The 17848-nt window shown below is 59.8% G+C and carries 17 protein-coding genes, 1 pseudogene and 1 riboswitch; of the genes and pseudogenes, 11 read left to right on the top strand and 7 right to left on the bottom strand.

The window, feature by feature from the left end; translation table 11 throughout:
- From ACVWZJ_RS07855 to ACVWZJ_RS07845, 3 genes and pseudogenes are all read left to right on the top strand, one after another.
- Positions 1-126: pseudogene (locus ACVWZJ_RS07855) on the top strand (RNA-guided endonuclease TnpB family protein); the annotation flags it as partial.
- A gap of 16 nt (positions 127-142) precedes the next feature.
- Positions 143-1111 carry a CobW family GTP-binding protein gene (locus ACVWZJ_RS07850; RefSeq protein ID WP_457395667.1) on the top strand — a complete coding sequence of 323 codons (969 nt, stop codon included), beginning with the start codon at positions 143-145 and terminating at the stop codon, positions 1109-1111.
- A gap of 44 nt (positions 1112-1155) precedes the next feature.
- Complete coding sequence (locus ACVWZJ_RS07845; protein ID WP_457395664.1) at positions 1156-2040, top strand: hypothetical protein; 885 nt, start codon at positions 1156-1158, stop codon at positions 2038-2040.
- A gap of 330 nt (positions 2041-2370) precedes the next feature.
- Here the strand turns inward: ACVWZJ_RS07845 and ACVWZJ_RS07840 are convergent, their stop codons facing one another.
- Positions 2371-3339, bottom strand: a complete 969-nt coding sequence (locus tag ACVWZJ_RS07840; RefSeq protein WP_011433921.1) for a 30S ribosomal protein S1 — start codon at positions 3337-3339, stop codon at positions 2371-2373.
- A gap of 195 nt (positions 3340-3534) precedes the next feature.
- On the opposite strand from ACVWZJ_RS07840, the gene obgE reads away from it, so the two are divergent.
- Genes obgE through ACVWZJ_RS07820 form a run of 4 tightly spaced genes read left to right on the top strand, consistent with a single transcriptional unit; the run spans position 3535 to position 6418 of the window.
- The gene (gene obgE, locus ACVWZJ_RS07835; protein ID WP_457395673.1) at positions 3535-4578 is read left to right on the top strand and encodes a GTPase ObgE; all 1044 of its coding nucleotides are present in this window, start codon (positions 3535-3537) and stop codon (positions 4576-4578) included.
- Between the two features lie 60 nt (positions 4579-4638).
- On the top strand, positions 4639-5013 hold the full coding sequence (locus ACVWZJ_RS07830; protein WP_238376778.1) for a hypothetical protein: 375 nt from the start codon (positions 4639-4641) through the stop codon (positions 5011-5013).
- 18 nt (positions 5014-5031) lie between these two features.
- A complete protein-coding gene (locus tag ACVWZJ_RS07825; RefSeq protein WP_457395659.1) occupies positions 5032-5745 on the top strand; it encodes an L-threonylcarbamoyladenylate synthase in 714 nt (237 codons plus the stop codon).
- A gap of 55 nt (positions 5746-5800) precedes the next feature.
- A complete protein-coding gene (locus ACVWZJ_RS07820) occupies positions 5801-6418 on the top strand; it encodes a PAP/fibrillin family protein (RefSeq protein WP_457395656.1) in 618 nt (205 codons plus the stop codon).
- Here ACVWZJ_RS07820 and ACVWZJ_RS07815 read toward each other — a convergent pair.
- The 6 genes from ACVWZJ_RS07815 to trpC all read right to left on the bottom strand — a co-directional run bounded on the left by ACVWZJ_RS07815 (position 6415) and on the right by trpC (position 12655).
- Positions 6415-7314 (bottom strand): hypothetical protein, encoded by a 900-nt coding sequence (locus ACVWZJ_RS07815; RefSeq protein WP_457395653.1) that lies wholly within the window; start codon positions 7312-7314, stop codon positions 6415-6417. The genes ACVWZJ_RS07820 and ACVWZJ_RS07815 overlap by 4 nt on opposite strands.
- 97 nt (positions 7315-7411) lie before the next feature.
- Complete coding sequence (locus tag ACVWZJ_RS07810) at positions 7412-8455, bottom strand: sirohydrochlorin chelatase (RefSeq protein ID WP_457395650.1); 1044 nt, start codon at positions 8453-8455, stop codon at positions 7412-7414.
- Positions 8456-8485: 30 nt separating this feature from the next.
- Positions 8486-8621, bottom strand: a riboswitch (cobalamin riboswitch).
- A gap of 128 nt (positions 8622-8749) precedes the next feature.
- Positions 8750-11065, bottom strand: a complete 2316-nt coding sequence (locus ACVWZJ_RS07805; protein ID WP_457395647.1) for a heavy metal translocating P-type ATPase — start codon at positions 11063-11065, stop codon at positions 8750-8752.
- A gap of 112 nt (positions 11066-11177) precedes the next feature.
- Positions 11178-11372, bottom strand: coding sequence for a copper chaperone (locus ACVWZJ_RS07800; RefSeq protein ID WP_457395644.1), 195 nt, complete (start codon positions 11370-11372; stop codon positions 11178-11180).
- Between the two features lie 59 nt (positions 11373-11431).
- Positions 11432-11671, bottom strand: a complete 240-nt coding sequence (locus ACVWZJ_RS07795; protein ID WP_041436722.1) for a DUF5340 domain-containing protein — start codon at positions 11669-11671, stop codon at positions 11432-11434.
- 63 nt (positions 11672-11734) lie between these two features.
- The gene (trpC, locus tag ACVWZJ_RS07790) at positions 11735-12655 is read right to left on the bottom strand and encodes an indole-3-glycerol phosphate synthase TrpC (RefSeq protein WP_011433911.1); all 921 of its coding nucleotides are present in this window, start codon (positions 12653-12655) and stop codon (positions 11735-11737) included.
- 263 nt (positions 12656-12918) lie between these two features.
- On the opposite strand from trpC, the gene hmpF reads away from it, so the two are divergent.
- The 4 genes from hmpF (at position 12919) to fabD (ending at position 17838) form a co-directional block, all read left to right on the top strand.
- Positions 12919-14646, top strand: a complete 1728-nt coding sequence (hmpF, locus tag ACVWZJ_RS07785; RefSeq protein WP_457395640.1) for a pilus motility taxis protein HmpF — start codon at positions 12919-12921, stop codon at positions 14644-14646.
- Between the two features lie 208 nt (positions 14647-14854).
- Positions 14855-15979, top strand: a complete 1125-nt coding sequence (plsX, locus tag ACVWZJ_RS07780) for a phosphate acyltransferase PlsX (protein WP_457395637.1) — start codon at positions 14855-14857, stop codon at positions 15977-15979.
- A complete protein-coding gene (locus tag ACVWZJ_RS07775; RefSeq protein ID WP_011433908.1) occupies positions 15966-16967 on the top strand; it encodes a beta-ketoacyl-ACP synthase III in 1002 nt (333 codons plus the stop codon). The genes plsX and ACVWZJ_RS07775 overlap by 14 nt, the downstream gene beginning before the upstream one ends.
- A gap of 4 nt (positions 16968-16971) precedes the next feature.
- A complete protein-coding gene (gene fabD, locus ACVWZJ_RS07770; RefSeq protein ID WP_457395633.1) occupies positions 16972-17838 on the top strand; it encodes an ACP S-malonyltransferase in 867 nt (288 codons plus the stop codon).
- Positions 17839-17848: the final 10 nt, after the last annotated feature.

Raw genomic sequence — 17848 nt, 5'->3', positions numbered from 1 at the left:
AACGGTGCGAAGGTGATTGCGCTTTTGGGGGCTGCCGTAAACCAGCCTAGAGGTTCGTGGTTGGCTTGCCAACTGCAGGGCTGCCGAAAGCCCGCCCTGTACTGCGAAGCAGTCAGGGTCGGGTAGTTTACCCTCACCTGATATGAAAGCTCAGCTTCCGGTGACGATTTTGACAGGTTTTTTGGGCAGTGGCAAAACCACGCTGCTCAAGCGCATCTTGGAAGAGGAGCATGGGTTGCGCATTGGGGTTATCCTCAACGAGTTTGGCGAGATTTCCATCGATGGCGAGTTGGTCAACATGCCCGAGGGGGGGCTGATGCAGCTCAACAATGGTTGCCTCTGCTGCACGGTGCGAGAGGATTTTGAACGGGCGGCCCGCCAGCTGCTCCAGCATGCCCAGGCGTTGGACTATCTGGTGGTGGAAACCAGTGGGGTGGCGGATCCCAGGCAGGTGACCGAGCTATTTGTGCAGAGGGTCTTTCATGAGGAGTTGCGCCTGGATGGCGTGGTGACCTTGGTTGACGGTGCCGAATACTGGCGCAATTTCCAGCGCTCGCAAACCGCCGCCCACCAGATCGGCAGCGCTGACATTTTGTTGCTCAATAAGGTGGATTTGATCTACGAAGCCGAACGAGAGCGGATCCTTCTGGATCTGCGCCGCTACAACCCCGCTGCCCCTTGCCTGCTCACCACCCATGCCCAGGTGCCCTTGGCCCGCATCTTGGATGTGCATGCCTTTCGTCCGGAATTGTGGGATCCCAGGCTCCCCAATGCAGAGACTGAGGCCCACCATAGCCATCACCTCGAGGAAGACGGGATCCAATCGGTGAGCTTTCAACTGCAGCAGCCGCTGGATTTGGCGGCTTTTCGCGATTGGCTACAAGACATGCCCGAGACCCTTTTTCGCGCCAAGGGGGTGCTGTCGGTTCTGGATGAGCCGCAGCGGGTTATCTTCCATCAAGTGGGCCAGCGGCAAACCCTTTTTCTGGAACGGGACTGGGATCCCGATGAGCCCCGCTTGTCCAAAATTGTGTTGATTGGCAAAGGGCTGGAGCCGGAACAGCTGGCTGCCGGCCTCAGCCGGGTGTGCGGGGCAACCGCCGCTGGCTAAGGATCCTCTTCAGTTTTTTCGGTTTTTGGATTGGGTGATCTGGGATGGCTCGCAGCAAACTTTCAGAGCAAGAACAACAGCAAATTGTTAGCGCCTACCGCGGCTCGGCAGCGACCGCCGTCGAATTGGCGGAGCAATTTCAGGTGAGCATCACCACCATCACCCGCGTGTTGAAGGAAAATATCGCTGCCGATGAGTATCAGCGGTTGATCCATCTCAAACGCTCGGCTGCCCGCCGCAAAGACATGGGGGAAAAAGCTGTTGTTGGCGGGATCCCAGCCCCAGAGCAGCAGATTTTGCCGCTGGAGCCGGAGCTGCCTTCTCCATCTCCCTTGCCGGAGCCCCCCGCAGAGCCGAACGCAAACGACGAAGGCGAGGATAACACCGCTGGAACAGAGTCTCTGCCAAAACTGCCCCCAGAAGAACTGCCGTTGGCGGCTGAGCTTCAGGAAGATGTGGAGGATGTCGGGGAAGAGGATGAGGAAGAGACCGAAGAAGACCGTGACCTCGAAGACGAGGATGAGGACGACCCTGACTATCTCCTAGAAGATGAAGATGGGCCAGAAGAGGATCCCCTCACCGATCCCGGCTATCAAATTCAGGTATTACCCCTGGAAGAGCTCACCCTACCGGAAACCTGCTATGTCGTTGTTGACCGCTACCAAGAACTGACCACCCGCCCTCTCAAAGAATTCTTTGGCTCGGGATCCCTGCCCATCGAAGGGATGGATAACGCCAATACGCTGCCGATTTTCGACAGCCACAAGGTGGCCCGCCGCTTTTCCGAAATGAGCCGTCGGGGCAGCAACACCTACCCACCCTACCGGGTAATCCAGTTTCCCGGCTACATTCTGGAGATTGTGCGCACCCAACTGCAAAAGAAAGGCATCACCCATCTGCTCATGGATGGGCAGATCTACAGTCTTTGACAGGATCCTCAAGCTCAGAAGTGGGGGACTCCTGTTACTGGCGCAGGTTGGCAACACTACGTGAACGCCAGCCGCACTTCCTGTTTTAGCCTACCTCGCCACAGCAGCAGTACCCGTCTCTTCGGACATTTGGACTGCCCCCGCCCCCACGGGCTTATGGATCGCTCCTCAGCTCCCCACTCACACTGATGGAACCAAAGGCTCATGCCGTGACATACTCCCGCACTCATGCTGATGCAAAGCGCTCCGCGCCGCTAAAGCGAGAGAGGGCCGGGCTTCTCGGCGGCCTAGCTAAGCCTTGTAGCAGGCAGAAATACGCAAAGTTTGTGATCATTCCACAGCCGTCGCCGCGTATTCCAGCTCCTCTTCCACCACTTCCGGTGGGGCCTCTGCCGCTTGTCCTTGCTTAGCGGCCAGCAGTTGCTCACGGTACTTGGCTGCCATTTCCTCAGCCTTCTCGTAAACCAGCTTGGGATCCCGAATCATGTCGCCGGGATTGGGCTCCAGTTGCTTGGTGGACAGCGAGATCCGCCCCCGCTCCGCATCTAGATCGATGATCATCACCTTCACTTCGTCGTTGACGTTGAAGACGCTGTGGGGCGTGTCAACATGATCGTGGGAGATCTCGGAAATGTGCAGCAGGCCGGAGACGCCGCCAATATCGATGAAGGCACCATAGGGCTTGATGCCCCGCACCGTGCCAACCACCACCTCGCCCACTTCCAGCTTGTTCATCTTCCGCTCCACCAAGGCGCGGCGATGGCTCAACACCAAGCGGTTGCGGTCTTCGTCCACCTCTAAAAACTTCAGGGGCAGCTCTTCGCCCACCAGCTCTTCTTTTGGCTTGCGGGTGCTGATGTGGGATCCGGGGATAAAGCCCCGCAGCCCCTCAATCCGCACCAGGGCTCCACCTCGGTTGGTGGCAAAAATGGTTGAGCGAACGGTGGCATCTTCTTTCTGGAGCTGCCGTACCCGTTCCCAGGCCCGCATGTACTCAATGCGGCGGATGGAGAGGGTCAGCTGTCCCTCTTCGTTTTCTTCGGTGAGGATAAAAAACTCGCGGGTTTCTCCCGGCTGCAGCATCTCGTGCGGGTCTTCCAGGCGGCTAATCGACATCTCCTGGAGCGGCAGAAAGGCAGCCGTTTTGGCCCCAATATCGATCAAAGCACCGCGTGGCTCCACCGAGAATACTGTACCCGCCACAATTTCGCCAGGGCTGAAGTGATAGTCGTACTTATCCAGAAGGGCGGCAAAGTCTTCAGTGGTAAAACCTACATCGGCAGCAGTGAATCGACTCATAGGGGTGCAGTAACAGATCAGTTGCGCGGGATAAAGGGTAGAAGGCCAATCGAGTTTGGCAGGATCCCACTTCCACTTTCCCACCTGGGGAGGATGTGGCTGGGAAATACCATCGTAGCTTAGAGGAGCGTCTTTTGTGGCAAGTTTCCCGGCATCTTGCCAAGCTGGAAGATAGAAGATTTGGGAGAAGAACGATTGCACTTTATCGACCAAGCCGAAATTGAAGTGCAAGGGGGAAATGGCGGGGATGGCATCGTTGCCTTCCGCCGTGAGAAGTATGTGCCGGCTGGGGGGCCATCCGGCGGCAATGGCGGGCGGGGCGGCTCAGTGATCTTGGTGGCCGATCCCGGCCTGCAAACTCTGTTGGATTTTCGCTTTCAACCGGTGATCAAGGCGGAACACGGGGCCAAAGGGGGGCCCAACCATCGCAGCGGGGCCAGTGGTGCGGATCGGCTGGTGCGGGTGCCCTGCGGTACTGTGGTGTTCAATGCGGAGACGGGGGAATTGTTGGGCGATCTGGTGGGCAAAGGGGATCAATTGCTGGTAGCCCGTGGGGGCAAAGGCGGCTTGGGCAATGCCCATTTTTTGAGCAACCACAATCGCGCCCCCCGCCAATTCACCAAGGGCGAAGCGGGAGAACGGGTGCGCCTGCGCCTGGAGCTGAAGTTGATTGCCGAGGTGGGCATTGTCGGCCTGCCCAATGCGGGCAAGTCCACTCTGATTTCGGTGGTCTCCTCTGCCCGGCCCAAGATTGCCGACTACCCCTTCACCACGCTGCAGCCCAATTTGGGAGTGGTGCCCCATCCATCGGGAGATGGGGTGGTGTTTGCCGATATCCCGGGGCTGATCGAGGGGGCGCACTTGGGGGTGGGGCTGGGCCACGAGTTTTTGCGCCATGTGGAGCGCACCAGGGTACTGATTCATTTGGTGGATGGCACGGCGGCGGATCCCGTCAAGGATTACCAGATCATTCAGCAGGAGCTGCGCGCCTACGGCCACGGGTTAATCGATAAGCCACAAATCCTGGTTTTGAACAAGATCGATGTTCTGGATCCCCAGCAGGTTGCCGAGCGCGCCCAGAGGCTGTCTGCTGCTGCCGGCACTTCGGTGGTGACCATTTCTGCGATTGCCAAGCAGGGGCTGGATGCCCTCTTGCAGCGGGTGTGGCAGTGCCTGGGTCGGGGATCCCAACAGCCTGCGCGGTTGGATCTTGTGGGGGCAAAATCCATCCAGTCCTAGGGCAGAAGAATCTTAGAATAGGAAAGCCCCTGCCTTCCCAGAACCCAGAGACGAGTGGCTATGTATATCTCGGCGGAGGATCTGCCACCGGATTTGCGTCAGATCATGTTGGCCGTTGAACAGGCGGCTCAGGCGAGGGCGGGAGCGTGTGTGGAGCTGCTGATGCTCCTGCGGCTGCTGGAGGAGTTGCACCGCGCGATCCTGGAAGGTGCCTTTCGGGAGTCTTTGCCCAACACCCGTCAAGCTCTGTATCGGGTGCTTCAAGATTTGGAAGAAGCCGGCGACTGGCCCTATCTGCCCCGTCTGCACATCCAAGCCCTGATGCAACAACTGAAGGACTGGCCCGAATCTCAGGGATCCCCGCCCGCGTCGGTGCCACCGACCCCCCGCCCTCTTGTGGAAAACCCCCTGGGGGGTAGCTGCTCCCAGTCTTGACCTCTTCCCATCTGCCCGATGGCCGAGTACTTTAAGCTGCATCCGCAACAGCCCCAGGCCCGTTCCATCCGGCGGATTGCGGCGGCTTTGCGGGAGGGGGCGGTGATGCTTTACCCCACCGATACGGTTTACGCCATTGGCTGCGACGCGACCCACAAACAAGCAGTGGAGCGGGTACGCCGTATCAAGCAGCTCTCCAACGACAAGCCTCTTACCTTTTTGTGCCCTTCTCTCTCACGCATTGCCCACTATGCCCAGGTAACCGATTCGGCCTATCGGCTGATGCGGCGGCTGATCCCGGGCCCGTTTACGTTTCTGTTGCCGGCCACCAAGCTGGTGCCCAAGTTGGTGATGGAGCCCAAACGGAAAACCACCGGCATCCGCGTGCCCGACTCGGCCATTTGTCAGGCTTTGCTGGAAGAGTTGGGCAATCCAATTGTCTCCACCTCTGCCAAGCTGGGGGGGGATCTCGTCGGATCCCTGGACTTAAGTTCTGGGCAAGCCTGGGAGTGGGAGAGCGACCCCTGGGATGAGGGTGGGATCTTTGCGGCTGAAGAGATGCGGCAGTTGGAAAAACAGGTGGATCTGGTGCTGGATGACGATGCCCCCCGTCGGGCCAAGGTCTCTACGGTAATCGATTTGACCGGATCCGAGCCGCTGGTGGTGCGGGCCGGGCTGGGGTATGAGCAGGTGGCAGATCTGAACCTGAAACTGGTGGGAGAAGACGGTTAAGGGCAGAGGGATCCCGCGTTCTCTAAAATAGGGTCAGTGCCTTCGGAGTGTGCCCATGTCTGAGGCCCTGGCTCAGCAAAAATCGGCTCTGCTGCACCTACTGGAGGCGACCGACCGGGGCCGGAAAGTTTCCCCTGACCAAAAAGCCCAGATTTTGTCTCAAATTGCCGTCCTAGAAGCGCTCAACCCCACCCCCAAACCAACATCTGCTGCTGAAGGGTTGGAGGGGAACTGGCTCACCCTCTTTACCACCAGCACAGCTCTGCTGCGGCTGGCACAGTTGCCTTTTTTGACCACCGGCGAGATCTACCAGTGTATTCGGGCCAAGGCTGGACGGGTCTTCAACGTGGCGGAGATCCAGGGATCCGGCTGGCTGGAGGCTTGGATGCCACGGGGAATCTTGGCGGTATCGGCACGCTTTTACCCCGAATCTGAGCGCCGGGTGAGGGTGATTTTCGAGCGATTGGTGTTCGGATCCCAAGCTTTGATGAGCTACGAGATCGAGAGTTTTCTCTATTTGCTCGAGCGGGCTCCGGAGCGGATCCCGGCTATTCAAATCGATATTCGCCGCCGCGAGCCAACGGGTTGGCTGGATATCACCTATTTGGATGAAGACTTGCGGCTGGGTCGGGGCAGCGAGGGGAGTGTATTTGTTCTAAAGCGGGTCGGCTAGTCGGAGGATCCAGAGGACTCCGTTTCCGCCCTTTCGTGAGATGGGTTTTGGGTTAGGGTGAAGCCTATTTCCTGGAGAACTTGCAAGGCGCGGTAGGACTCTCGCAAAGTTTGCAGCTCCTGTTGAGTTTGCTCCAGTTGCCGGGCCCATTCTGCCTGTTGGGAGCGCAACTCTCGATTTTCCAATTTTTTGCGCTGCAGGATGCGCTTGAGTTTTTGCTGCTGCTGCTGGAGTTGAGCCCGCTCTGCTTCTGCGTGTTGCAGTTGGGTCCTTTGGCGTTCCAATTCTATTTTCAGGGTGGTGACCTGGGATTGAAGTTGGCGGAGCTTTTGGCGCAGCGCTTGCTCTGGCGTGGGTTTGGTCGACTCGGAGCTTGGAGAAGGGGAAGATGTTTGTAGGTTTTGCAGATGCTGTTGTAACTGTTGGGCTTGGGCCTGCAGGACTCGAGACCGTTGCTGCTCGCTGCGCAGTTGGGCTTGGGCGCGTTCACAGGTCTGGATTTCGGCTTTCACCCGCTGCTTGATGCGGTCAAGGATCTTTTGATGGCGGAGCTGGGTTTGCCGGATCTCCTGAGCCACCTGCCAAGGGCGAGGATCCCCCTTAGGTTGTCGTGGCTCGCCGCCGTGGTCGGCAGGATCAAAGGGAGATAGGGTCGCCACCAGCGATTCTCGAAAGTCGCTCCAGGAAGCCGATTGCAGACCCATCTGAACCACCCGCCAGGCCCCATAGGAGGCCCCAGCGGCAGCCAGGATCCCAGGGATCCCGGCCAGGGAGAGGGAAACCTTGGGCAGGGTGGGCAGGATCTGATCCAGCAGCCCCACCACCAGGGCGAAAACAAAGATCCCGCTCCCCGCGGCAGCGGCACCTGAAACCCAAGAGGAGCGGGAGAGCATCATCGTTTTTTCGTCATCACAACCGCTAGAGCGGGAAAACCAGGTTCAAAAATGGCCTGTCTGCACTCAGTTTATCCCGCCAGCAGCCTCTGTTTCCCTCTTAGGGCACCTGCCATGCCCGTTGGTGGTAGCCCTCTAATTGGGCCCAGGGATCCCCAGCCGCTGCGTGGGTGTGGCCGTGCTGAGGGTGATGGTGAGAATGAGGGTGGTGATGGGATCCGTGCCCGTGATGGTGGTGATGATGCTCGTGAGGGTGGTGATGGCTGGATCCAGCTCCAACCTCTGCGCTCACGGCCAGGCGAAACTTGCACAGGTGGCAGTTCATCGGGGTTTGGCCCTGCAGGGCTTCCTGCTCCAGTTGCTGCAGGCTGTGCAGCACCGTATCCACAAGGCCCAATTCCGGCAGCATCAGCCAGTCGATTTCCGGCTGTCGTTGTCGCTGTTTCTCCACTGCCGCCTCGATTTTTTTCACCAACACCCCCGTAAACAGAAAGTAGGGCAGCACGATCACCCGACGCGGCTGCCAGGACGAGGCCCGCTCCAACCCCACAGGCAGGCGGGGATGGGTAATGCCGATAAAGCAGGTCTCCACAGCGGCAAACCCGGATCCTTCCCAAAGCAGCCGAGCCAGTTTACAGGCTTCGGCATTGGCCTCAGGATCGCTGGAGCCGCGACCCACAAATAGGAGCACGGTTTCTGCCTCTGGGATCCGCCGCGGTTGGGCAGCTATCAGAGCAGCCAATCGGTCTCGCAGCAGTTGCAGGATCTCGATGCGGATCCCCAGCGGCCCACCGTAATGAATGCGCAACTGGGGATAGAGGGCCTGCAGGCGATCCAATTCCATCGTCACATCGAACTTGTTGTGGCGGGCCCCAAACAACAGCAGCGGCAGGACCACAATCTCTTGCCACCCTTGGGCAATACACTGCTGGATCCCTTGGGCGATACTCGGCTCCGTCAGCTCCAGAAAACAAGGGATCACCGGTCGATGGGGAGTGAGGGATTGGTAGACTTGGGCCAACTCCAGAAAGGCTTGCCGCCCTTCAGGGTCGCGGGATCCGTGGCCGATGAGCAACAGGGGCAGGGGGACAACAGGAGACTGCCCAACCGCAAGCGGAGGGGAAACACTGAGGGTATTCAACACAAAAAACTCCGTTCCTTGTGAATCGCAAGGGGTACAGGACAACGGCAGGTGGGTGTTCTGGCTGAGGGAGGGATCCCATCACAGTTGCGTCACAGTGGCGGACTTGCACCGCGCTTTCCCCAGTCTGCCTGAGCCTTTTAGGTTAGCTTGCCGCTTGTCGTTCACCAAGCCCCCTGGGGGGGATGTCCTTGTCTGCCAGAAGATAGCCCTGAGGCATGAGCGGTACGGCAGACTCATGCTCAAAGGGCAGCAAAACTGTTGCCGCGCTAATCCCCCTTGCCCCTGGGAGAGGGCCTAACGCCGGCCCGCTGGTCTGGGGGGCTGAAAGTGTCGCAGGCGCAGGGCATTGGCGACCACCGAAACGGAACTCAGGGCCATGGCTGCCCCCGCCAGCATAGGGTTGAGCAACCAGCCTGTAAAGGGATAGAGCGCCCCAGCGGCAATCGGGATCCCCAGCGTATTGTAGATAAAGGCGAAGAAGAGGTTCTGGCGGATGTTGTTGAGGGTGGCCCGGCTGAGTTGAATGGCTGTGGCGACTCCCCGCAGATCCCCCGACATGAGGGTAATATCGCTGGCGGCCATCGCCACATCCGTACCTGTACCAATGGCGATCCCCACATCGGCTTCTGCCAGAGCCGGAGCATCGTTAATGCCATCTCCCACCATCGCCACCCGCCGTCGCGGTTGTCTTAGGCTGCGTATGTAAGCTGCCTTCTGATCCGGACGGACTTGGGCAATTACCCGCTGAATGCCTGCTTGCCGAGCAACCGCTTGGGCCGTGGTGGGGTTATCCCCGGTTAGCAGGATCACCTCTAGACCCATCTGTTGCAGCTGTTGCACTGCCTCAGGAGAGGTGGGTTTGAGCGGATCGGCAATGGCCAACAGCCCCACCAGGCTCTGGGATTGGGCTACGCCGATCACCGTTTTGCCCTGGCTTTCCCAATTCTGAACCCGCTCTGACCAAGAGGGATCCCAGGGGATCCCCATCTCCTGTAGCCAGCTCAGCCGACCGATGCGAATCCACTGATCTTCCACCCAAGCTTCTGCCCCACTGCCTACCCTTGCCTGAAAGTGCCAGGCAGGAGGGATCACAATTTTTTCGGCTTCGGCTTTCTGCACCACCGCCTGGGCCAAAGGGTGTTCCGAGTGCCGCTCCACTGCCGCTGCCAGGCGCAACACCGTCAGGGGAGAGGAGCCGTGGGCCCAAATATCGGTGACAGTGGGACGACCTTCAGTCAGGGTGCCAGTTTTGTCCAAGACCACCGTGCGCAAGTGGTGGGCCAATTCCAGGCTGTCGGCACTTTTCACCAGGATCCCCAATTCTGCCCCTCGTCCCGTGGCCACCAGGATCGAAGTGGGGGTTGCCAACCCCAGCGCACAAGGGCAGGCGATGATCAGCACCCCAATCGTGTTCACCAAGGCCAGTGTCGGGTTATCGGCCAGCACCCACCAGAGCACAAAAGTTAGAACTGCCACCCCAATCACCGCCGGCACAAACCAGGAGGTGACCCGATCCGCCAACTGTTGAATCGGAGCTTTGGATCCCTGGGCTTCCTGCACCAGGCGCACGATCTGGGCCAGAACTGTGTCTTTGCCCACCCGCCGCGCTTCCATCACAAAGCTGCCCGTCCGATTCAGCGTTGCCCCAATCACCTCATCCCCCGCCGACTTGAGTACAGGCAGGCTCTCGCCGGTCACCATGGACTCGTCGAGGCTGGAGGATCCCTCTAGAATGACCCCATCCACCGGCACCTTCTCTCCGGGGCGCACTCGGATCCGATCCCCCACCTGCACTTCCCGAATCGGAATATCCTGCTCCACCCCATGGCGAATTACCCTTGCCGTTTTCGGTTGCAGCCCGATCAGCTTGCGAATGGCTTCGGAGGTTTGCCCCTTAGCCCGTTGCTCCATCCACTTGCCCACCAGAATCAGGGTGGTGACCACCGCCGACACCTCATAATAGACATCCGGGTGCAGTCCTTGCCGGTGAAAATAGTCGGGGAAAACCGTTGGGAAAACAGAATAGAAAAAAGCCGCGCTCGTCCCCAAGGCCACCAGCGTGTTCATATCCGCTGAACGCCGTTGCCAAGCAGCCCAGGCTCCCCGGTAAAAATGCCTGCCCACCCAAAACTGCACCGGAGCCGTCAGCAGCAACTGCAACCCAGGATTGTGCAGCCACATGGGAAAGCCCGGGATTTCCATTCCCAGCATCATCGGCAGGGATCCGATCACCAGCACCGTGCTGATGCCCACCCCCATCGCCACCTTCAGCTTCAATTCCCGTTCTGCGGCCCGTTGGGCGATCCGCTCTGGGTCTGTCGGATCGTCCAGTTGCCAATCCTCTTGGATGAGGCGCGCCCGATACCCCACCCGCTCCACCGCCCGAATCAACGCCTGCGGATCCACCAGCCGGGGATCCCCTTTGACGGTGGCCTGCTCACTGGCAAAATTCACGGATCCGGAGGATACTCCCTGCACCTGAGTGAGGGCCTGTTCGATGCTGCGGGCGCAGGAGGCACAGCTCATCCCTTGCAGGGCCAACTGCCAAGTGCCCTCAGGAGAAGGCGCAGAGGCCGATAGTGCAGCCGATGACCCTTTATGGGCAGACATGGCAACACCTTGTTGATGAAACGACAGCTACTCTCCACCCTGGGCAGGGCGAAGGCAGCCATCTGTACAGGAATTCAAAACAGACGCCCGACCGTTCTCGACCCAGCCTTGACTAGGCCGGGGGATATCCCACCTGGGTGAGGGCCTGCCGCAAATCGCCCACAGACCGCCCAGAAGTAATCCGCACCTGTTTGGTTTTGGGATCCCCTTCCACCTGCGCCTGGGGATCCAGTTGCCGCACCGCTTGCGCAATGGTGTCTATACAGGCCCCACAGGCCAGCTTGGGCACCGTCAAAACAACCTGCATCTTGGAAAACCCCCCCAATGCCACTGAAAGGATGCTAAACCTTACAGTGGGCTGGAAGGTCAAGAGGGAGGCTGAGGCTCGTCCATATTCCAGCGGTAGTCCACCTGATAGCCCCGCTGTCGCCACTCTTCCTCCAGTTGCACCTGTTGGGTGAGGGCTTTGCGCAGGGAGTTGATCAGCTCTTGCGTGCGGCCTCGGTTGCCAAAATCCTGTTCCTCTACTGCCGGAAAGGTTTGCCGCTCCAACACCCGCAGCAGAAATTCGTAGTGGATATGAGCCGGCACAGGAATACGTTTCATCGATCCAAGCAATCCTTAGAGATCAATTGTTCTCGCAGAGATCCATTGATAAATGGTTTTCATTCACTGAGATGACAACAGGTGGCGCACAGCTTGGCCGGGATCCGGCTGGGTCACCAGCGCTTCCCCCACCAGCACAGAGCGCACCCCCCAGGCCCGCAACTGCTGCAGATCGGCGGGGGTATGGATGCCGGACTCGCTGACCACAGGCAGATCGCCAAGGAGCTCCGAGTGGGCGGCCAACAGGTTGCGCGTTGTGTTTAAGTCCACCGCAAAGGTTCTCAGATCGCGATTGTTGATGCCAATGAGCACCTGCCCCCTGGAGTCTTGCAGTTGGGGCAAACGCAACACCCGCTGCAACTCTTGGGAGGTGTGCACCTCCAGCAGAGCCGCCATGCCCAATTGCCGAATCAGCTTGAGAAAGTAGCCCAAATCCGCATCGGAGAGAATGGCGGCAATCAAGAGCACCGCATCTGCCCCCAGGCTGCGGGCCCAGAGGATTTGGTAGGGGTAGAGGATGAACTCCTTGCAGAGGATGGGGATCCCTACTGCCTGACGGATCCGGCGCAGATACTCGCCGCTGCCCTGAAAGAACCGCTCATCTGTGAGCACCGAGAGGCAACTGGCCCCACCGGCCTCATAGCTCTGGGCAATGGCCACCGGGTCAAAGGGATCCCGGAGAACGCCGCGGCTGGGAGAGGCTTTTTTGACCTCGGCAATCACAGAGATAGGGTGAGGCGACTGGGTGAGGGCCGCCACAAAATCCCGCACCGGCGGGGCTTGATCCAGTTGCCGTTGCAATTCCTTGAGGGGAAGCTGCTCCCGTTGCCGCTCCACCTCCTGCTCTTTATGCCAGACGATCGCTTCCAAAATGTGGCGCGGTTTGGCTTCCGGCGCTGTTGTCTGGTACACCTGAGAGGCTACGACCACCGGCGGGGCAGGAGAACGCCGACGAATAGAAAGCGGCTCACCTTGCAGCTCCATACAAACCCTGAGCAGAACCCTACACCACACCCTAGACTACCTTAGTGCTCCGCCACCGGTTTGAATAGCTACCCCGGACATCCCCAAAACTCATCTGGCGAAGGCGTTTTTTTTACCCTATGGTTGAGTCTAGAAAGGTGGTGTAGTCTTTATGCGCCTCGGCGAGCCATGTTCTGGCGGCCGTCCATTTTTCCCCGGCCAGGGGCAGTGGCTCGGTGGGGTCAAGGCTGGTGCTGTCCATGCTGTTTTAGAGGAGTTCAGGCGTGCTGTACCTAGCAGAGCTATCCAAGCCGATTGGATTTGCTAAGTCGTCTCTGCAATTGCTGGCCAAGCAGCAGCAGGACAATACCTGGGTGGCCGTGAACGAAGAATCCATTACTTTGGAAGGCCGCATTGCCCAGGAGGCTGGGCGCTTCAAGGATGGGTCATTGGTGCTGGCGGAAATCTCCGGCGGCCGTCAGGTCGCCCGCATCAGCGAAGCCGCTCGCCAACTGGTGACCTATCTGCAAAACTTCAGCCAACTTCAGCTCAGAGCCCGCAGCCAGGAGGAGGAGATCGAGGTTTGGAAACAGTCCCTCACCTTTCAGGCGCATGAGCTTACCCGCCGCGAGATGGAGCTAGCAGCCCAGGAAGAAGAGGTGCAGCGGCTGTATGAGCAATACAAGAGTGTAGAGGAAGATCGCAAACTTCTGGACAGCCTCAAAGAGGAACTGGCAGCCCAGCAAGCTTACTTGGCTGAACAACAGCGCCTGATCGGAGAGCAGCGGGAAGCTCTGAATCGGCAGCGGCAAGAGTTGGAAGCCCAGTTGCAAGAAGCTCGCTCCAGCCGCTTGGGGGAGGCAGAAGCAGCGCAGCTACAGGCTTTGATGCAACAGCTCCAGGAGAGTCTGCATCCGGCTGGAGATCCCTTGGCGCTTCTGCAAAGCTTGAAAAGCCACATTCAGCAGCAGCAGGAGCACTTGAATCAACAGATTGCCCAACTGGAAGCAGAACGTCAGCAGGCCCAGGCCCGGCAAGACGAGCTGGATCGAGACTACCGCGCTTGGCAAGAACGCCACACCGCTTGGTGGGGATCCCGACAATCCCTGGAGCAAAGCCAAGCAGAATGGCAAACTCGGCAGGGATCCCTGCGAGCCCATCAAGAGCACCTGCAGAGGATTCTCCAGCAGCTGCAATCTCAAGAGAGCCTATACCAGAAAGCCTCTCGTCTGGTGCAGGAGTACGACTTTATCGTCGATGGCAGCAGCAACGGCAGGGCTGGGGAGCCGGCGATCTCGGTCGAGGAGCTGGCGGCTTTGGTCAGCCAACTGCGCCGAGATTACGAGCAGCGGGCGGCCCAGGTCAGCCAGCAGCGGGCCGAACTGGAGCAAAACCGGCAAACCCTGCGGGAGCTGCAAGAGCGGCTGGCCAGCGCCTCTCCAGAGGAGCGGTTTGACATCGAGATGGATATCGACTATGCCCAGTCTGCCTGCAGTGCTTTGGAAGAAGCCCTGCTGCCTCAGGAAAAAAACCTGCAGCGAGAGTATGAAGAGTTGACCCGCCAGGAAGCCCGCCTTAGACAGCTGCAAAATCAAGCTGCTGCCCCGGTTCAGGTCGATATTGGGCCGCTCCTGGAACAGATCGGCAGCCAGAAGCAGGATCTTCTCCAAGAAAAAGGTCGTCTGCAAACCCTCATTCAACAACTGGAATCGTCCTTGCCTTCTCAGCAGGAGCAGCTCGCCCGCCAACGGCAGGAATTGGATCAGCAGTGGCAACACCTGGAGCAAGAGGAGGGATCCCTGCGGGCGCGCGCCCAGGCCATGGCAGAAACCTGGGGTCGCCTCAATCACCTGCAGGCCACCCTCTATCCAGAGCGGGATCGGTGGGCAGCGTTGGCGGGAGAATTGGCGCAGTTGGAGACGGAGCTGAGCCAACACCAAGCCAGAAACTCCACCGCACGCGACCACGTCCAACAGGTACACTCTCTCTTGGCTACCCTCGCGCAGGCGTGAGGGAGTTCACGTTTCCTGTGGGGGGTGGGGAGAACCGGCGCAAGCGGAACTGCGGCCTTAATTGAGGAAAACAAATCTGGTAAAATTCGCTAGCACCCTGCAGCCACTGGGGCTCCCAATTCTCGGGCGAGGGGACTGCAGAGGTTAGTGCGTTTTGCCCCGCTTCTTGCTTGCAGTTGCCAAGGATATTCCAGTGTGAGGTCAGCTTGTGCGAATTGCGGTCGATGCGATGGGGGGTGACTACGCTCCCGAAGAGATCATCAAGGGCGCCCTGCTGGCCCATCGGCAGCTCCGGGTCGGGATTGCACTAGTCGGTCGTCCAGATTCCCTCAAGCCCTTTTTGCCTCAGCCCTTGCCTGCTGGGATCACCATCGTGCCTGCCGAGGACGATGTGGGCATGGCGGAAGAGCCGCTGATGGTGCGCAAAAAGCCCAAAGCCTCCATCAACATCTCGATGCAACAGGTGCGCTCCAACCAAGCGGATGCCGTGGTGGCCGCCGGGAATACCGGAGCAGCGATGGCTGCGGCCTACCTGAATTTGGGCCGGCTGGCAGGGATCGATCGCCCGGCCATTGGCGCTCTTTTGCCCACTTTGAAAGGCAAGCCGGTGCTGCTGCTGGATGTGGGGGCCAATGTGGATTGCCGGCCCCGCTTTTTGGAGCAGTTTGCCCGTATGGGATCCCTCTACTGCCAGTGTGTACTGGGGGTCGAGCGTCCGCGGGTGGGCCTGCTCAACATCGGCGAGGAGCCCAACAAGGGAAACGATTTGGCTCTGGCCACCCACCAGCGTCTGGCCCAGTTGCCAGGGATCCATTTCGCCGGCAATGCCGAGGGGCGGGATGTGCTGACCGGGGAGTTTGATGTGGTGGTGTGTGACGGCTTTGTGGGCAATGCCCTCCTCAAGTTTGCCGAAAGTGTTGGCCAGGTGATCACCCAGGTGCTGCGGGAGGAGCTGCCCCGCGGCTGGCGCGGCAAGTTGGGCTGCTGGCTGCTCCGGCCCAACCTCAAGCAGGTAAAGCGGCGCATGGACTACGTGGAGTATGGCGGTGCTTTGCTGCTCGGCGTCAACGGCATCTGCGTGATTACCCACGGCAGCTCCAAGGCGCCGATGGTCTACCACGCCATTCGCCTGGCCAAAGAGGCGGCAGAACAGAAAATCCTACAGCGGCTGCAGGCGGAAATGGTTGACCCTCGCGAACCTGAATCCAACCCCAGGCGGCGCACCCGGCCCCTTCAGGTCTACTCTGGCTCTGGCCCGGAAGTGTTGCCGTTGGGATCCCTGGAAAGGACTTCCTCCCGCTGTCCCGAACCCGTGGAAGATGCCCAGCCATAGCCTCCCGACCGTGCGGCTGGTGGGGGCAGGGGCTGCCCTGCCGGATCCCTGCCTGAGCAACGACGATCTCGGCCAGATCGTCGAAACTTCCGACGAATGGATCTGGCCCCGCACCGGCATTCGTCAGCGGCGCATTCTGCCCCCTGAGCTGAGCTTGGTGGATTTGGCGGTCCAGGCAGCCAAGGCCGCTTTGGCTCAGGCCGGGATCTTGCCTCAAGACCTGGATTTGATCCTGCTGGCCACTTCCACCGGTGTCGATCGGTTTGGCTCGGCCCCTCAGGTGCAGGCAGCTCTGGGAGCAACGCGGGCGGTGGCTTTTGATCTGACGGCAGCCTGCACGGGCTTTGTCTTTGCAGTGGCCACGGCAGCGCAGTTTTTGCAAACCGGGCTGTATCGGCGGGCCTTGGTGGTGGCGGCGGATGTGCTCTCCCGTACGGTGGACTGGGCAGATCGCACCACCTGTGTCTTGTTTGGAGATGGGGCCGGGGCGGTGGTTCTAGAGGCGGGGGAAACCGGCGGGATCCTCAGCATTGAGCTGCGCAGCGATGGCAGTGGCAGCGAGCTACTCAGCTTGTCCATGGCTACAGAGGCCAAGCCCCTGGTGGGATCCCTGCAGGTGGGGCAGTATCGCTGCTGCCCCATCACCATGAATGGCCGCGAGGTGTACAAGTTTGCCGTCCAGGCGGTGCCGGAGATCATCGAGAAGGCTCTCTTTCGGGCCGGGATCCCGGCGGAGGCGGTGCAGGGATATTTTATTCATCAGGCCAACCAGCGCATTCTCGATGCGGTAGCCAAGCGCCTGCAGCTGGATCCGCAGCGGGTGGCCAGCGTCTTAGAGCATTACGGCAACACCTCGGGCGCTTCGGTGCCGATTGCCTTGGCCACTTGGATCGAGCAGGGACGCTTTGGCGCCGGCGATCTGGGGGTGATGGCGGGCTTTGGCGCCGGCCTTACCTGGGGGGCGATTGTGTTTCGTTGGGGGAAATGAATTGATGACCGTTGCCTGGATCTATCCCGGCCAGGGATCCCAAGCGGTGGGCATGGGAAGGGACTTGCGGAACTGGCAGGGAGCAGGCCAGAAGTTGGCTTTGGCCCGTGAGATGTTGGGATGGGATCCCTTAGCTCTGTCGGAAGACCAGATCCACCAGACCGGCTACACACAACCGGCTTTGTTCACCGTATCGGCCCTGTTGACGGACTATCTCTACGCCCAGGGACAGGCTCCTGCCTGCACTGCCGGCCACAGTCTGGGCGAATACAGCGCCCTCTACGCTGCCGGCGTGTTTGATTTCGAAACCGGCCTACGGCTGGTGGCGCTGCGGGGCCAACTGATGGAAGCCGCAGGGGATCCCCCGGGCAGCATGGCGGCAGTGATGGGGTTTGACCGCGACAAGCTGGAGCACCTGTGCCAGATGATCCCCGACGTCACTCTTGCCAACGACAACAGCCCGGATCAGGTGGTGATCAGCGGCTCAGTGGAGGGGGTGCAAGCCGTCTGTGAGCAGTTGCAGGCCAAGCGCACCGTTCCCCTCAAGGTAAGTGGCGCCTTTCACTCGCCCTTTATGCAGGCTGCTGCCGAGGAGTTTGCCCACACCTTGCGCGCTGTTGACTTTCAGCCGCCGCGAGTGCCCGTCTACAGCAACTGCACTGCCACCGCCAGCCGGGATCCGCAAGCCCTTAAGCAGGCGCTGCTGGCCCAGATGACTGCCCCTGTCCGCTGGCGAGAAACCGTGTTGCAGATGGCCGCCGACGGCATCCAAGAGGTGTGGGAAATCGGCCCCGGCAACGTGCTGACGGGCTTGGTGAGGCGAACAGTGCCGACCCTGACGCGGTCCAATTTCAGCAACCTCAGCAGTTAGTGGATCTGTT

This window comes from Thermostichus sp. OS-CIW-29 (assembly GCF_054058195.1).
The sequence above is the reverse complement of the archived record's forward strand: the minus strand, read 5'-3'. Positions and strand labels throughout refer to the sequence as shown.

Coding starts and splice junctions, on each gene's coding strand:
- ACVWZJ_RS07850 (WP_457395667.1), top strand. CDS start 143: ATGAAAGCTCAGCTTCCGGTGACGATTTTGACAGGTTTTTTGGGCAGT.
- ACVWZJ_RS07840 (WP_011433921.1), bottom strand. CDS start 3,339: ATGAGTCGATTCACTGCTGCCGATGTAGGTTTTACCACTGAAGACTTT.
- ACVWZJ_RS07815 (WP_457395653.1), bottom strand. CDS start 7,314: ATGATGCTCTCCCGCTCCTCTTGGGTTTCAGGTGCCGCTGCCGCGGGG.
- ACVWZJ_RS07775 (WP_011433908.1), top strand. CDS start 15,966: ATGCCCAGCCATAGCCTCCCGACCGTGCGGCTGGTGGGGGCAGGGGCT.
- ACVWZJ_RS07820 (WP_457395656.1), top strand. CDS start 5,801: ATGTCTGAGGCCCTGGCTCAGCAAAAATCGGCTCTGCTGCACCTACTG.
- ACVWZJ_RS07830 (WP_238376778.1), top strand. CDS start 4,639: ATGTATATCTCGGCGGAGGATCTGCCACCGGATTTGCGTCAGATCATG.
- ACVWZJ_RS07845 (WP_457395664.1), top strand. CDS start 1,156: ATGGCTCGCAGCAAACTTTCAGAGCAAGAACAACAGCAAATTGTTAGC.
- ACVWZJ_RS07795 (WP_041436722.1), bottom strand. CDS start 11,671: ATGAAACGTATTCCTGTGCCGGCTCATATCCACTACGAATTTCTGCTG.
- ACVWZJ_RS07800 (WP_457395644.1), bottom strand. CDS start 11,372: ATGCAGGTTGTTTTGACGGTGCCCAAGCTGGCCTGTGGGGCCTGTATA.
- fabD (WP_457395633.1), top strand. CDS start 16,972: ATGACCGTTGCCTGGATCTATCCCGGCCAGGGATCCCAAGCGGTGGGC.
- ACVWZJ_RS07805 (WP_457395647.1), bottom strand. CDS start 11,065: ATGTCTGCCCATAAAGGGTCATCGGCTGCACTATCGGCCTCTGCGCCT.
- trpC (WP_011433911.1), bottom strand. CDS start 12,655: ATGGAGCTGCAAGGTGAGCCGCTTTCTATTCGTCGGCGTTCTCCTGCC.
- ACVWZJ_RS07825 (WP_457395659.1), top strand. CDS start 5,032: ATGGCCGAGTACTTTAAGCTGCATCCGCAACAGCCCCAGGCCCGTTCC.